Here is a 14,180-nt window from a genome sequence, read left to right on the forward strand (position 1 = left end):
AGAGTTGAAAGCCGACCTGGTGAACCGTATCGAAGCAGCGGGCTTCCAGGCGACCGTGAGAAACGAACCGACGTCCGGCCCAGATAAATCTTGTACTTCGTCACCACAAACGCTCGCCCGTCAGCCCACCGACAATGACGACGACAGGCAGCGAGAGCACGAGCACTGATGCCAGCACCGCCGGGAGCGTCATCGCACCGAGCGCGGCGGTCACCGCACCCAACACCACTCCGCCGACCAACTGCCCGATTCGAATCACCAGCATCTGCCGTTCCCGGAGCACTGATCCGATTGTCCCGGTAGGCATCCCACGCACTACCCGCGCGAACATCACGAGCAGCATTACCGCGCCGACGCCAGCAACGATCCGCGGAATGACCGTCGGGTGGCCGTCTTCGTCGAGGGTGAACGCCACGATCACCGCGAACCCGACGATCAACACCACCCACGCAGACTTACGCAGCACCCCGCCGAGGATCGCACCGACGTTCTGCCGCACCATGTCCCGGTACGCCGGATCGAGTCGCTCGGCGGCGAGCAAACCGCGCACCGCACTCCACGTCCTGCCACGCGCATGGTCGAGCAACGCGAAGCCGTGGACCGCGTCGGCATCTGCCGGGTTCAGGTGCAGCGCCGCCCGGTAGTCGGTCTCCGCGGGTTGGTACTGCTTGAGCGTCGCGAAGATGTTCCCGCGGAGCACCAGGGAGTCAACGTCCGACGGGTTGAGCCGCAGCGCCTCGTTCACCACCGCCAATGCCTCGGCCGTCCGACCGGTCGCCGCGAGCAGCCGCGCATGGGCGTAGTGCGCCTGATGACTCGACGGATGCGTCGCCACCGTCCGCCCCGCCATCCACAGCGCGTCTTGGAGCCGGCCCAGCATCTCGAGCGCGCGCGTGTAGACACGCATCGTGTGCTCGTTGTCGGGTTCGATCGCGAGCGCGGCGAGCGCACTCACGGCGGCCTCCGCCCAGTCGGACTGGCCCAGCTTCGCGCGGGCATACGCCGTCAACAACCGTGGATTGTGCGGGTCTGTTGCCAGCGCCGCCCGAATCATTCCTTCGGCACGCCCGTGATCGCCTGCCGCGAAACAGCTTTCGGCCGCGTGCAGGACCTCGCCGGCCTCACCGGCCGTGGCCACCGCACACTCCTGCCCGAGGTGCCGTCATCAAGAAGAACTCTACGACACCCCAACGGGCCAGCGGCTTACGCCGAAACTGCCGCCCGGTTGCTCTGCCCCGCCGCAACCTCGTGCACCGCGCCGACCAGCTTCGGCATGACCGCATGGTCGTACCACCGCAGCCACTGCGCGCAGGAATCAGCGTGTCCGTGCAGCATCTCGACGGCGAACGGGTCGATGCGCGGACGTCGCGAGTCGAACATGACCGTCACCGCCCCCCAGCTGCGGCCGTCCTCGTCGCACATCGGCACCGCGAGCTCGGCCTGAACACCGCACTCAGCAAGCACTTCCACGTCGCTGAAGTCGTACAGCCGCGAGACCGCTACATCGTCGACGCGCACGACTTCGCTGTGCGCGGTGGCGTAGGCGGCGGCCGAGCCGGTGCCCTCGACATAGCTGAAGTGGTGGCGGAACAGCGCCGCAACACCTGCGTGGCTCTCGATGCACAGTCCGTCACGCATCGCGTCGCGCATCTGTACCGCACCCAAAGGAGCGGAGAAGAGATCGACCGCGGTGGTGAGTAGAACGGTGAATACGTCCGATCGCTTGGGCACATCGCCACAGCCGCGCAGTGAGAACGACAGCGACGGCGCCGGTGTGCATGTGACGGGGCCAACACCGGCGTTCGCGTTGAGAAGCGCTGCCGACAGATGTCGCAGCTTGACGTCGTAGCGATGTGCAACCTTGAGCAGGGCGCGGAACGCCTTGTCCGCGTCGGTGATTGCGTGGTCGTCCTGCAACCGGCTGACCGCGCTGCGCACGGTAGCGTGCGAGATCAGGTTGACCGGCGCCACCACCAGCGCCGATTCATTCAACATCTACACCTATCGATGTACACAGCCATCTCACGCCCTCTCCTGAGTCATTGTGAGCGCCGGATACCCCGGGTTATCGGCACGAAACGGCAGTCACTGACACGTAAGATCCCCGACAGTCGGGCGTCAGAACCGCCCGCAGTTCGGCGCCGTCGGCACACCCTTGAACCGGTCGGCGATCCACTGCATCGCCGGTTCACCGTCGACCAGCATCGGCATCGCATGATTGACCATCGCCTTGTTCAGGAACGGCGGTTGCTCGTTGGTGCGCGCCTCGATGTCGGCGCCCTGGGCGCACCAGTCGCGTCCCATCTGCATGGCCGCAGCCCACGGAACCAGCGGGTCGAACCGGTTGGCGTTGATCAGCACCGGGGCGTTGGGTTTCGACCGGCCGAGCTTTTGCTCGTCGAACAGCGACGTGAACGGCTCCTGCTCGACGACCGCGAAGATGTCTTGATTGAAGTAGGGCTGCAGGTGGCGGAACATGAATTTCGTGAGGGTCTCGGCGACGCACTGATCCTTGACCTTGTAGAGCAGGTCGCTACCGCGCGGGGTCAGCGTCGCCCGGATCGCCGCCTCGTGTTCCGGGTAGGCCGCGATGATCCCGTTCAGTGCGTAGCCCACTGCTCCCACCAGCATGCTGCCGTCGATGAACGGGAACAGCTCCTTCAGGTCGGCGGGCGGCGCCCCGGCGTAGCTACCGACGACGTCGACCTCCGGTGCATACGACTGGGCCATCTCCGCTGCGGATGCCGCCGCTCCCCCACCTTGCGAATAACCCCAGAAAGCCACGGGCCCATCGGGACTCAGTGACGTGTCAGGTAACCGCTTCGCCGCACGGGCCGCATCGAGCATCGCGTGACCCTGCGACAAACGGTTCGCGTACGTGTGCAGCCCCGGCGTGCCGAGGCCCTCGTAATCGGTCATGACGATCGCGAAGCCGCGCGCCACCATGGTCGCGACGAACAACTCCTCGTAGTTGAACGCGATGTCCAGATACGGCGACCAGTGGATGCCCTGGTTGAACTGGCGCGACGGCGCGCACTGGTCACCCTGCCCCTGGGTTCCTGGCCCGTAGACGATCAGCGGGCGTGGCCCACCGAACGGCCACGGATTGTGCGGTTCGAAGTAGGTGCCGGTGACCGCGTTCGGATTGCCACGAGCGTCGTTGCTGCGGTACATGATTCGCGTACCGTTCGCCATGATCATGCCGAGTTCGCCCGACGGTTCGAGCACCAGGCGCGACGGCTCCGACCGGATCAGCTCCCCCGGTCCGCCCGGCGGCAACGGGTTCGGTGGAGTGTAGAACGCCTGATACTCGTCCTCGTTGAAGTACGGGTGATGGTCGTCGATCGTCGGATCATCGGCGGTGGCGGAACCAGCCGCGACCACGGTGGCGGCGATGAGGCACAGCACGATGCAGACAACCCGGATCCCCCGCCCCACGGGCCGACCCTAACGCCGAACGTGCGCCCACTGCGAGGAAATCGGAGAATTCTCGCGGTGAGCGCACGTTCGGCGCAGCGTGTTCTAGTAGCGGTAGTGCTCCGGCTTGTACGGGCCTTCGACGTCGACGTTGATGTACTCCGCCTGCTCCTTGGTGAGCCGGGTCAGCGTCCCACCGAGCGCCTCGACGTGGATCTTGGCGACCTTCTCGTCGAGGTGCTTGGCCAGGCGGTAGACCTCGTTGTCGTACTCGTCGTTCTTGGTCCACAGCTCGATCTGCGCGATGACCTGGTTCGAGAAGCTGTTGCTCATCACGAACGACGGGTGGCCGGTCGCGTTGCCCAGGTTCAGCAGGCGGCCCTCGGACAGCAAGATGATGGACTTGCCAGTGTCCCCGAAGGTCCACTCGTCGACCTGCGGCTTGATGTTGATCCGGGTGGCACCGGACCGCTCGAGGGCGGCGATGTCGATCTCGTTGTCGAAGTGGCCGATGTTGCCCAGGATGGAGTGATCCTTCATCGCCTTCATGTGCTCGAGGGTGATGATGTCCTTGTTACCGGTCGAGGTGATCACGATGTCGGCGTTACCGATCGCCTGCTCGACGGTCACCACGTCGTAGCCGTCCATCAGCGCCTGCAGCGCGTTGATCGGGTCGATCTCGGTGACCTGCACGCGCGCGCCCTGGCCGGCCAGCGACTCCGCGCAGCCCTTGCCCACGTCGCCGTAGCCGCAGATCAGCACCTTCTTGCCACCGATGAGGGCGTCGGTGCCGCGGTTGATGCCGTCGATCAGCGAGTGCCGGGTGCCGTACTTGTTGTCGAACTTGCTCTTGGTGACCGAGTCGTTGACGTTGATCGCCGGGAAGGCCAGCGTTCCGGCGGCAGCGAACTGCGTGAGCCGCAGCACGCCGGTAGTGGTCTCCTCGGTGACGCCCTTGACCGACTCGGCGATCTTGGTCCACTTGTCCTTCTCGGTCTCGAAGCGCGCACGAACCAGCGCGAGGAAGACCTTCCACTCGGCCGGGTCGTCGTCCTCGGTGGGCGGCACGACGCCGGCCTTCTCGAACTCCGCGCCGCGCAGCACCAGCATGGTGGCGTCACCGCCGTCGTCGAGGATCATGTTCGCCGGCTCACCGGGCCAGGTCAGCATCTGCTCGGCGGCCCACCAGTACTCCTCGAGCGACTCGCCCTTCCACGCGAACACGGGGACACCCTTGGGCTCCTCCGGCGTGCCGTGCGGGCCGACGACGATCGCGGCCGCCGCATGGTCTTGGGTCGAGAAGATGTTGCACGAGGCCCAGCGGACCTCGGCGCCGAGCGAGACCAGCGTCTCGATGAGCACCGCGGTCTGCACCGTCATGTGCAGCGAGCCGGAGATGCGGGCACCCTTGAGCGGCGCCACGTCGGCGTATTCGCGCCGCAGCGACATCAGGCCGGGCATCTCGTGCTCGGCCAGGCGAATCTCTTTGCGGCCGAATTCGGCCAGGGACAGGTCGGCAACCTTGTAGTCGATGCCGTTGCGGACATCGACGGTCAGTCGCTGCTCAGTCGTGGTCATGTGGTTTCCTTCTCATACTTCGTGCGCGCGTTCGCAATTACTTAGCTTAGTTACATATTAGCCATCGGGGCGGTGCGTCTTCGCCGACCGCGGATCCTGCTCGATAACACCGTAGCGCTCCGCGAAGGGCGTCATCAGCCGGGCCAGGTCACCGGCCACATCGTGATCGGCTTCCGGGGGCATCGAGACGTAGCTCATGGCCAGCCGCACGATCGCCCGCGCCAGGATTCCGGCGTCCTCGTCGCTCGCCTTGACCCAGCTGTGCTGGAAGGTCGACGTCAACCGGTCCGAACACCGGGTGATGATCGGGCCGCTGTCCGTCGTGATGATCTGCAGCAGGTCCGGCTTCGTCTCCCCCGACAGCAGCGAAATGACCAGCGGATCGGCGGCCGATTCGGTGAAGAAGGCGCGGAACCCTTCGAGGAACGCGGCGTACACCTCACCGACGTTGCCCTCGATCGCATCGTCGACCGCGTCGACGAGGCGGTCCGCCAGGCGCAACGCGTAACCCTGCGCGAGACCGTGTCGGGAGCCGAATTCGTTGTAGATCGTCTGACGGCTGATTCCGGCGGCCTTCGCGACGTCGGTCAGCGTGATCGACGACCAGTCGCGCGTCCGCAGCAGCTCGCGCATCCCGTCGAGGATCGAATCGCGCAGCAGCACTCTCGACGCCTCGGCGTAGGGAACGCGGCGGTCGCGCGGGCTGATCACACGCGCGAGACTATCCTCTCCCGTCGCTTCGCTCGCCCGGACCTATCGGTCATCCCCGGGCGATCTCCACCATCTCGAAGTCCGACTTGGCCGCGCCGCAGTCCGGGCAGCTCCAGTCGTCCGGGATGTCGTCCCACCTGGTGCCCGGAGCAATGCCGTCCTCCGGCCACCCGTTGGCCTCGTCGTACTCGAATCCGCACTGCACGCAGACGTAGAGCTTGTAGTCCATGACGTCCTCGTCTCGTTGTCGACTCTGCGCTCAGGGCCCGTGCCACTCGCACGTCGACGCCCGGAGCGCAGAGTCAATGGGGCTATACCGGTTCGAAATCGGGCTTCTCGCGGACCGCGCAGTCCGGGCAGCACCAGTCGTCGGGGATGATGCCCCAGGCGGTGCCGGCCGGAAACCCTTCGCGGGGCGCACCTTTGGCTTCGTCGTAGACGAAGCCGCACCCCGGGCAGCGGTAGGCGGTCATGCGGCCACGGCTCCGTACTTCGCGAGCACCCGTTCGCGGACCCGTGGGTGGATGTTGACCCGCGTGATGTCGCCGCCGTAGTGCGCGAGCACCCGGTGGTCCATCACCCTGCGCCACAGCGGCGGGAAGTAGGTCAGGGCGATCATCGTCGCGTAACCGCTGGGCAGGTTCGGGGCCCCGTCGAGGCTGCGCAGCGTCTGGTAGCGCCGGGTCGGGTTGGCGTGGTGGTCGCTGTGCCGCTGCAGGTGGTACAGGAACAGGTTGGTGACGATGTGATCGGAGTTCCAGCTGTGCTGCGGTGTGCAGCGCTCGTAGCGGCCACTCCCGACCTTCTGCCGGAGCAGGCCGTAGTGCTCCAGGTAGTTGACGGTTTCGAGCAACGCGAAGCCGAACACCGCCTGGATCACCATGAACGGCAGGACCGCCCAACCGAACAGCGCGATCAGCGCACCCCACAGGACCACTGACATCGCCCAGGCGTTGAGCACGTCGTTGGACGGGTGCCAGGTGGGCTTGCCCGCACGCTCGAGCCTCTTGGCCTCCAGCTCCCACGACGACCGCAGGCTGCCCCAGACGCTGCGGGGCAGGAACTCCCAGAACGTCTCACCGAAGCGGGCGGAGGCGGGGTCCTCGGGCGTGGCGACGCGGACGTGGTGGCCGCGGTTGTGCTCGATGTAGAAGTGGCCGTACCAGGTCTGGGCCAGGGCGATCTTGGACAGCCAGCGTTCCAGCGAATCCTTCTTGTGGCCCATTTCGTGAGCGGTGTTGATGGCGATGCCGCCGAGCACCCCCACCGAGAGCGCCAGGCCGATCTTCGCCGGCCAGCCCAGGGCGCCGTTCACGCCGAGCCAGCTCAGGTCCGACGCCGTGAACAGGTAGGCGCCCACGACCACACTGGCGTACTGGAACGGGAGGTAGATGTAGGTGCAGTACCGGTAGTACCTGTCGTTCTCCAGTCGCTCCATCACCTCGTCGGGTGGGTTCTGTCCGTCGGGTCCGAACCGTAGATCGAGCGCGGGCAGCAGCACGTACAGCAGGACCGGGCCGATCCAGAACGGCGCCGCCGCGGCGGCATGCCACCCCTGCTGGTTGAGCACCCACACCACCGGCAGCATCGCGAACAGCGCGGTCGGGGCGATCAGGCCCATCAGCCACAGGTGACGTTTCCTGTCACGCCATTGGGCGACGTCGAGGGCTTGCGGATCTGCGGTCACAGCACACCACCTCCATGTGAGTGTCAAGACCTTGACTATAGAGGTGGTTTTGTCCGTCGTCTAGACACAGAGCTCTAGTTTGTAAACATGGGCTATTCGGCGACGGCTTCGCGCTCGCGCCGGCCGAGCACCGAATGCCTCCTGCCGTAGAGGAAGTAGATGACGACGCCGATCGCCATCCAGATCATGAACCGCATCCAGGTCAGCCCCGTGAGGTTCAGCATCAGCCACACGCAGGCGATGATCGCGGCGATCGGCAGCAACGGCACGAACGGCGCCTTGAAGCCCCGCTCGAGGTCCGGCCGGGTGCGCCGCAGGACGATGACGCCGGCCGACACCAGCACGAACGCGAACAACGTGCCGATGTTCACCATCTCCTCGAGCTTGCCGATCGGGAACACCGTGGCGGCGATGGCGACGACGACCCCGACGATCACCGTGATCCGCACCGGCGTCCCCTGGTCGCTGGTCTGAGCGAGCCGACGCGGCATCAGCCCGTCACGCGACATCGCGAACAGCACTCGGGTCTGCCCGAGCATCAACACGATCACCACCGTCGTCAGACCGGCCAGTGCGCCGATGGAGATGACGGTCGCCGCCCAGTTCACCCCGTTCGCCTCGAAGGCCGTTGCCAGGTTCGCGCCGCTGCCGGCGTCGCGCAATTCGGTGTAGGAGACCATGCCGGACAGCACCACCGCGACGGCCACATACAGGACCGTCACGATCGCCAGCGAGGACAGGATGCCGCGGGGCACGTCGCGTTGCGGATTCTTGGTCTCCTCCGCGGTGGTCGCGACGATGTCGAAACCGATGAAGGCGAAGAACACGATCGACGCGCCGGCCAGCAGGCCGTACCAGCCGTAGTGGCTGCCCTCCGCGCCGGTGATCAACGAGAACAGCGATTGCTCCGCACCCGAGCCGCCCTCACCGGACTCCGCGGGGGGGATGAACGGCGAGTAGTTGGCCGCTTTGATGAAGAACGACCCGACGATGACCACCAACAGCACCACCGCGACCTTGATGACGGTGATCACCAGGCTCACCTCCGCGGACAACTTCGTTCCGCGGGCCAGCAGCAGAGTGACGAACGCGATGATCACCAGCGCTCCCCAATCCACCTCGAATCCGCCGAAATTCGCGATCCCCCCGCCGAATCCGAACACGGTGCCGAGATAACTCGACCAACCCTTGGCCACCACGGCCGCCGCGACGGCGAACTCCAGGATGAGGTCCCATCCGATGATCCAGGCCACGAATTCGCCGAAGGTGGCGTAGGAGAACGTGTAGGCGCTGCCCGCGACAGGCACCGTCGAGGCGAATTCGGCATAACACAACGCCGCGAGCCCGCAGGCGATGGCGGCGAGGATGAACGAGATGGAGATCGCCGGGCCGGTGAGGTTGCCCGCCGTCGACGCCGTGATGGTGAAAATCCCCGCGCCGATGACCACCGACACCCCGAACACCGTCAGGTCCCACCAATTCAGATCCTTGCGGAGCCGGGTCCCTGGTTCGTCGGTGTCGGCGATCGACTGCTCGACCGATTTCGTGCGCCATCTGCCGGCCATGACGTCTCCCTTTCGGCTGGGTCCAGATGCGAGTTAGGGCCTGGATCTGGGGAATGTACCGAGTACTGTGACCCGATGGGGCGGAGTACTAAACACGCGATCGTCGTCGGGGGCAGCATCGCGGGTATGTGCGCAGCGCGCGTGCTGTCGGACGTCTACGACCGCGTGACAGTCTACGAACGCGACGAACTCCCGGACGCCCCGGTCAACCGCGCCGCGGTTCCGCAGGGCCGCCACGTGCATTTGCTCATGGCCCGCGGGGCCCAGGAGTTCGAGAGCCTCTTTCCCGGCCTGCTCGACGACATGGTCGCCGCGGGGGTGCCGATCCTGGAGAACCGTCCCGACTGCATCCACTTCGGCGCCGCCGGACACGTGCTGGGCACCCAGCACACCCTGCGCGACGAGTTCACCGCCTACGTGCCCAGCCGTCCGCAACTCGAATGGCAGATCCGGCGGCGCACCATGGCGATTCCCACCGTGACGGTCGAACGACGATCGGTCGACGAGCCGGTCTTCGATCCGGCCGCGCAGCGGGTCACCGGTGTCCTGCTCGACGGAGAGGGTGAACCGGAGAAGGTTCTGGCCGACCTCGTGGTCGACGCCACCGGTCGCGGCACCCGCCTCCCCGTGTGGTTGACGCAGTGGGGTTTCGAGCGGCCACACGAGGAAACGGTCGACGTCGGAATCGCCTACGCCACCCAGCAGGTGCACATCCCCGAGGGCTTGCTCGCCGAGAAGGTGGTGGTGGCCGGCGCATCGGCCGACCAGCCGCTGGGCCTGGGCATGCTGTTCTACGAGGACGGCAACTGGAACGTCACGACATTCGGTGTCAGCAAGGCTGCACCGCCGCAGAACTTCGGCGAGATCTGCGATCTGGCCGACACCATCCTGCCGGCACACGTCTCCTCCGCCCTCCGCGTAGGAAATCCTCTCGGCGACATGGCTTTTCACAAGTATCCGACCAGCCGCTGGCGCCGCTACGACAAACTCGACCGGTTCCCCGCGGGCATCGTGCCGTTCGGCGACGCGGTCGTGAGCTTCAACCCGACCTTCGGGCAGGGGATGACGATGACGTCGCTGCAGGCGGGTCACCTGCGCCGGGCGTTGCAGCACCCCGAGCCGGAGCTGGCACGCGCACTGAGCAAGGCGACCGCCAAGACCACCTTCCCGGTGTGGCAGATGAACGCGATCGGCGATCTCACGCTGCACCGCGCAAGCGGCCCCATGCCGAAGTGGTACGGCCCCGTGGGAAGCCTGTTCGACCAGTTCCTGGGCGCCGCCGAGACCGACCCCGTGCTGGCGGAGTGGTTCCTGCGGCGGTTCAGCCTGCTCGACAGCCTCTACATGGTGCCGTCGCCGCGGTTGGTGGGCCGCACCATCGGTCACAACATGCGGCTGTGGGTGAGCGAGAAACGCGCCGCGAAGCGCAGGTCCCGCGACCTCGTCGCCAGCCGGTGAGACAGACCCGCTAGATCCCGACGGTGACGCGGAACAGCGTCGTCGGCTCCGCGGCGAGCAACCGGATCGGGCCGTCGTCGGCCGTCACCCAGGCCGCCGCACCCTGCTGCAGCGTGAGGGTGCCGCCGCCTTTGGCGTACACCTCCGCGCCGCCTTCGGTGCAGACCAGCACCTGGGGGCCGTCGTGACGTGACGGTGCGTCGACCTCGTGGCCGACATTGTCGCCGTCGAGGCGCAGCACCGACACCGCGAACTCCGGCGCAGGGGTGTGATACTCCAGTTCGACTCCGTCCCTGGCGATCTCGGGCCGCAGCACGAGATCGGGGGTCGGGGTGAAATCGAGCACCCGCAGCAGTTCCGGCACATCGACGTGTTTGGGCGTCAACCCGCCGCGTAACACGTTGTCGGAGTTGGCCATCACCTCCACGCCCACACCGTGCAGGTAGGCGTGCAGGTTTCCGGCCGGGAGGTGGATCGCCTCGCCCGGACGCAGGGTGATGCGGTTGAGCAGCAATGCGGCCAGCACCCCCGCATCCCCGGGATAGAGTTCGCCGAGTTCCAGTACCGTCTTGACCTCGGCAGCGAATTCGGTCTGCCCGGCCCGGATGTAGTCGATCGCACCGTCGAGCACCGAGGGCACCAGCACGTCGAGATGCGGCTGGGGTGCGGTGATCCACGTGGTGAACAACGCGCGCAGACCGTCGGGTTCGGACTGCCCGTGCAGCAGATTCACGAACGGGTCGAGTTCGGGCACTGCGAGCGCGCGCATCAGGTCGATGGTGCGGGCGACCGGGCGGAAACCGGCCAGGGCCTCGAACCGGTCGAGCGCCACCAGCAATTCCGGCTTGTGACTGCGGTCGCGGTAGTTGCGCACCGGCGCCGACACCGGGATCCCGAGTCGCTCTTCGCGGTCATACCCTTCGGCGGCCTGCTGTGCACTCGGATGGGCCTGCAGCGACAACGGCTCGTCGGCGGCGAGCACCTTCACCAGGAACGGTAGGGTCTCGCCGAAGCGGCCCACCACCGCAGAACCCAGTTGGCCCTCGGGGTCAGCGCGCAGCGCATCGAGCAGTGAGACCTCACCGTCGTCGGCCTGCAGATAGGCCGGATCCCCCGGATGCGCACCGAACCACAGCTCGGCCTCCGGATGTGCTGTCGGACTTGGCCTTCCGGTGAACTCGGCAATCGCGGTCCGCGAACCCCAAGCATAGGTCCGCACCGCCCCCCTCAGCAGATGCACTCGCTCAGCCCCGAACCAGTCGCAGGTATACCGCCGTCATCTCCAACCGCACAGCCAGTTTCGCCAATTGCTGTTCCATCCCCCTGCCGACGGCCGGGGCCGCGGTGGGCTCCGAACCGTCGGGTACATCTTCGGCGTTCAACACGTCGATGTCGTCGTAGCCGCTGACCCGCGCCGCCACCATGGGGCGCTCGACATCGGTGATCAGGACCACGGTACGCACCCGTCGCGGCAGCGGCCCGTCGAGTTCCTCATCGTGGAAAAGCGAGGAGTGGGGCAACGAGGATCCGTAGCCGTTGCCCGACGCCGCACCGAATCCGTTGCGCAGCGCGACCAGCACATCACCGAGGCCGACTGCGGCCACCGTCTCCTGCGCAACCCGCAGCAGCACCGCGGCGCCGTGCCGGGCCAGCGCCAGCGTCGTCGCGTTGTCACCGGCGAGGACGACGTCGCGGCCCGAGATTCGTTCGGCCAGCGCCTTCGCCGGGTTCGTGAACAGGTCGCGCCCGGCGCTGTTGCGCAACGCCTCGGCGTCCAGTTCGTCGGCGAGCTCCGCCAAGTCGACCCGCAGACCGGGGTCGACCACCTGCAGGACGGCCAGCCCTGCCGCGAGGTATCGCGACAGCCCGAAGTCGTCGGGCACCCACAACCGCGGTGCCAGTACGACCGCACGCCCCGCGGTCGCATCGCGCAGGGGTCCCTCGTAGGGGGCGACCACCACGACACGGGCGCCGCGGCGCACGCCCGTGGCGGCCGCCGACACCAGCGCCGAGTCCGCAGGGTCGTCACCGGCCACCACGAGGACGTCGAGCGCACCGATCCACGGGGGCGTCTCGGCCACCGTGACGATCGGGGCCGCGGCGGTGGCGCCGAACGCGGCGGCCAGCACCGCACCGGCGGTTTCGGCCGCACCCCTGCCCGCCAGCCAGATCACGGTGCGCGGGGGCTGCCCGGACCGCAACGGCTCCAGCAGACCCTCGTCGAGCGCCGCCGCCGTCGCGCGTACCTGCGCACCGGCCATCGCCGCGGCCCTCAGCAACCCCTCGCGGTCAGCGGCCAGCAGCCCCTCGCTGTCGTCGAGGTCCACCACGGCTGCCGAGCCGGAGCCGGCGCTCACGTCGATGTCCTACCCTGTTCGGTCGTCTCGGCGCGAACCGTCTCGGTGACCTGCCCGACCACCTCGTCCACCTCCTCGGCCGTTCGCGCCTCGACATTGAGCCGCAGCAACGGTTCGGTGTTGGAGGTGCGCAAGTTGAACCACCGTCCGTCGCCCAGGTCGACCGTGACCCCGTCGAGGTGGTCGATCGAGTGGATGCGGGTGCCGAACGACTTGAGCACCGCCTCCACACATGCGGGCGCGTCGGCGACCGTGAAGTTGATCTCGCCGGAGGCCTCGTAGCGCTGATAGTCGGCCATGAAATCCGACAGCGGGCGGTCCTGTTCACCCAGTGCCGCAAGAACGTGCAACGCGGCGAGCATCCCGGAGTCGGCGCCCCAGAAATCGCGGAAGTAGTAATGCGCGGAGTGCTCCCCACCGAAGATCGCCCCGGTCTCGGCCATCAGCCCCTTGATGTAGGAGTGCCCGACGCGGGAGCGCACCGCGGTGCCGCCGCGTTCGGCCACGAGCTCGGGAACCGCCCGCGACGTGATCAGATTGTGGATCACCGTCGCGCCGATCTCCCGGCCGAGTTCCCGGGCGGCCACCAGCGCGGTCACCGCCGAGGGCGACACCGCCTGCCCCTTCTCGTCGACGACGAAGCAGCGGTCGGCATCGCCGTCGAACGCCAACCCGATGTCAGCGCCGGTCTCCAGCACATAGGCCTGCAGGTCGACGAGGTTGGCCGGGTCCAGCGGGTTGGCCTCGTGGTTGGGGAAGGTGCCGTCGAGTTCGAAGAACAGCGGCAGCAGTTCGACGGCCTCGAGGGGGCCGAGGACCGCGGGGGTTGTGTGTCCCGCCATCCCGTTTCCGGCGTCGACCGCGACCCGCAGCGGACGCAGCCCCGAGATGTCCACCAGTGACCGCAGGAAGTCGCCGTAGTCGGCCAGCACGTCGCGTTCCGACGCGCTGCCGCGCGGCCCGTCGTAGGCGGGCACCCCCTCGATCACCTGCTCGGAGATCTGGGCCAGCCCAGTGTCCCGGCCGACCGGTTTGGCACCGGCCCGGCACAGCTTGATGCCGTTGTAGGCGGCCGGGTTGTGGCTCGCGGTGAACATCGCGCCGGGACAGTCGAGCAATCCGGAGGCGAAGTACAGCTGATCGGTCGACGCCAGGCCGATCTTCACGACGTCGAGGCCCTGGGCCATCACCCCGTCGGCGAAGGCCTCGGCCAGCGCCGGAGAGCTCGACCGCATGTCGTAGCCGATGACGATCTGTCCGGCGCTGTCGCCGACCAGTCGGGCGAACGCGCCGCCGACGTCGGCCACGAACGCCTCGTCGAGTTCCTCACCGACCAGCCCACGTACGTCATACGCCTTGATGACGCGATGCACCGTCGCAGCCGGCCGAGACATACTCCTCCTAGGA

At 67.1% G+C, this 14,180-nt stretch carries 13 protein-coding genes; 1 reads left to right on the forward strand and 12 read right to left on the reverse strand.

Annotated elements, in window-relative coordinates; translation table 11 throughout:
- Nucleotides 1-100: 100 nt before the first annotated feature.
- The 9 genes from I7X18_RS21080 to I7X18_RS21120 all read right to left on the reverse strand — a co-directional run bounded on the left by I7X18_RS21080 (nt 101) and on the right by I7X18_RS21120 (nt 8,958).
- Entirely contained in the window at nt 101-1,138 is a 1,038-nt protein-coding gene (locus I7X18_RS21080; protein WP_232375294.1) for a tetratricopeptide repeat protein, read from the reverse strand.
- A gap of 65 nt (nt 1,139-1,203) precedes the next feature.
- A complete protein-coding gene (locus I7X18_RS21085; protein WP_193045938.1) occupies nt 1,204-1,995 on the reverse strand; it encodes a GAF domain-containing protein in 792 nt (263 codons plus the stop codon).
- 123 nt (nt 1,996-2,118) lie between these two features.
- On the reverse strand, nt 2,119-3,396 hold the full coding sequence (locus I7X18_RS21090; RefSeq protein WP_455429784.1) for a lipase family protein: 1,278 nt from the start codon (nt 3,394-3,396) through the stop codon (nt 2,119-2,121).
- Between the two features lie 126 nt (nt 3,397-3,522).
- On the reverse strand, nt 3,523-4,995 hold the full coding sequence (gene ahcY / locus I7X18_RS21095) for an adenosylhomocysteinase (RefSeq protein ID WP_193045939.1): 1,473 nt from the start codon (nt 4,993-4,995) through the stop codon (nt 3,523-3,525).
- Nucleotides 4,996-5,052: 57 nt separating this feature from the next.
- Nucleotides 5,053-5,706 (reverse strand): TetR family transcriptional regulator AlkX, encoded by a 654-nt coding sequence (gene alkX / locus I7X18_RS21100; protein WP_193045940.1) that lies wholly within the window; start codon nt 5,704-5,706, stop codon nt 5,053-5,055.
- A 49-nt stretch (nt 5,707-5,755) separates the two neighbouring features.
- A complete protein-coding gene (locus tag I7X18_RS21105) occupies nt 5,756-5,935 on the reverse strand; it encodes a rubredoxin (protein ID WP_193045941.1) in 180 nt (59 codons plus the stop codon).
- Nucleotides 5,936-6,017: 82 nt separating this feature from the next.
- The gene (locus tag I7X18_RS21110; RefSeq protein ID WP_193045942.1) at nt 6,018-6,179 is read right to left on the reverse strand and encodes a rubredoxin; all 162 of its coding nucleotides are present in this window, start codon (nt 6,177-6,179) and stop codon (nt 6,018-6,020) included.
- Nucleotides 6,176-7,327, reverse strand: coding sequence for an alkane 1-monooxygenase (locus I7X18_RS21115; RefSeq protein ID WP_193046437.1), 1,152 nt, complete (start codon nt 7,325-7,327; stop codon nt 6,176-6,178). The genes I7X18_RS21110 and I7X18_RS21115 overlap by 4 nt, the downstream gene beginning before the upstream one ends.
- Before the next feature lie 158 nt (nt 7,328-7,485).
- On the reverse strand, nt 7,486-8,958 hold the full coding sequence (locus I7X18_RS21120) for an amino acid permease (RefSeq protein ID WP_193045943.1): 1,473 nt from the start codon (nt 8,956-8,958) through the stop codon (nt 7,486-7,488).
- 75 nt (nt 8,959-9,033) lie between these two features.
- Between I7X18_RS21120 and I7X18_RS21125 the strand changes: the two genes are divergently transcribed.
- Entirely contained in the window at nt 9,034-10,416 is a 1,383-nt protein-coding gene (locus I7X18_RS21125; RefSeq protein WP_193045944.1) for an FAD-dependent oxidoreductase, read from the forward strand.
- Between the two features lie 10 nt (nt 10,417-10,426).
- Here the strand turns inward: I7X18_RS21125 and manA are convergent, their stop codons facing one another.
- From manA to I7X18_RS21140, 3 genes are read right to left on the reverse strand one after another with little or no spacing between them, the layout of a single operon-like run.
- A complete protein-coding gene (manA, locus tag I7X18_RS21130; RefSeq protein WP_193045945.1) occupies nt 10,427-11,656 on the reverse strand; it encodes a mannose-6-phosphate isomerase, class I in 1,230 nt (409 codons plus the stop codon).
- A 4-nt stretch (nt 11,657-11,660) separates the two neighbouring features.
- Nucleotides 11,661-12,773: a TobH protein gene (locus I7X18_RS21135; protein ID WP_193045946.1), complete on the reverse strand. Its 1,113-nt coding sequence runs from the start codon at nt 12,771-12,773 to the stop codon at nt 11,661-11,663.
- Nucleotides 12,770-14,167 (reverse strand): phosphomannomutase/phosphoglucomutase, encoded by a 1,398-nt coding sequence (locus I7X18_RS21140; RefSeq protein WP_193045947.1) that lies wholly within the window; start codon nt 14,165-14,167, stop codon nt 12,770-12,772. Before I7X18_RS21140 ends, I7X18_RS21135 begins: the two co-directional genes overlap by 4 nt.
- Between the last annotated feature and the right edge of the window lie 13 nt (nt 14,168-14,180).

This window comes from Mycolicibacterium baixiangningiae, assembly GCF_016313185.1.
Taxonomy (GTDB): domain Bacteria; phylum Actinomycetota; class Actinomycetes; order Mycobacteriales; family Mycobacteriaceae; genus Mycobacterium; species Mycobacterium baixiangningiae.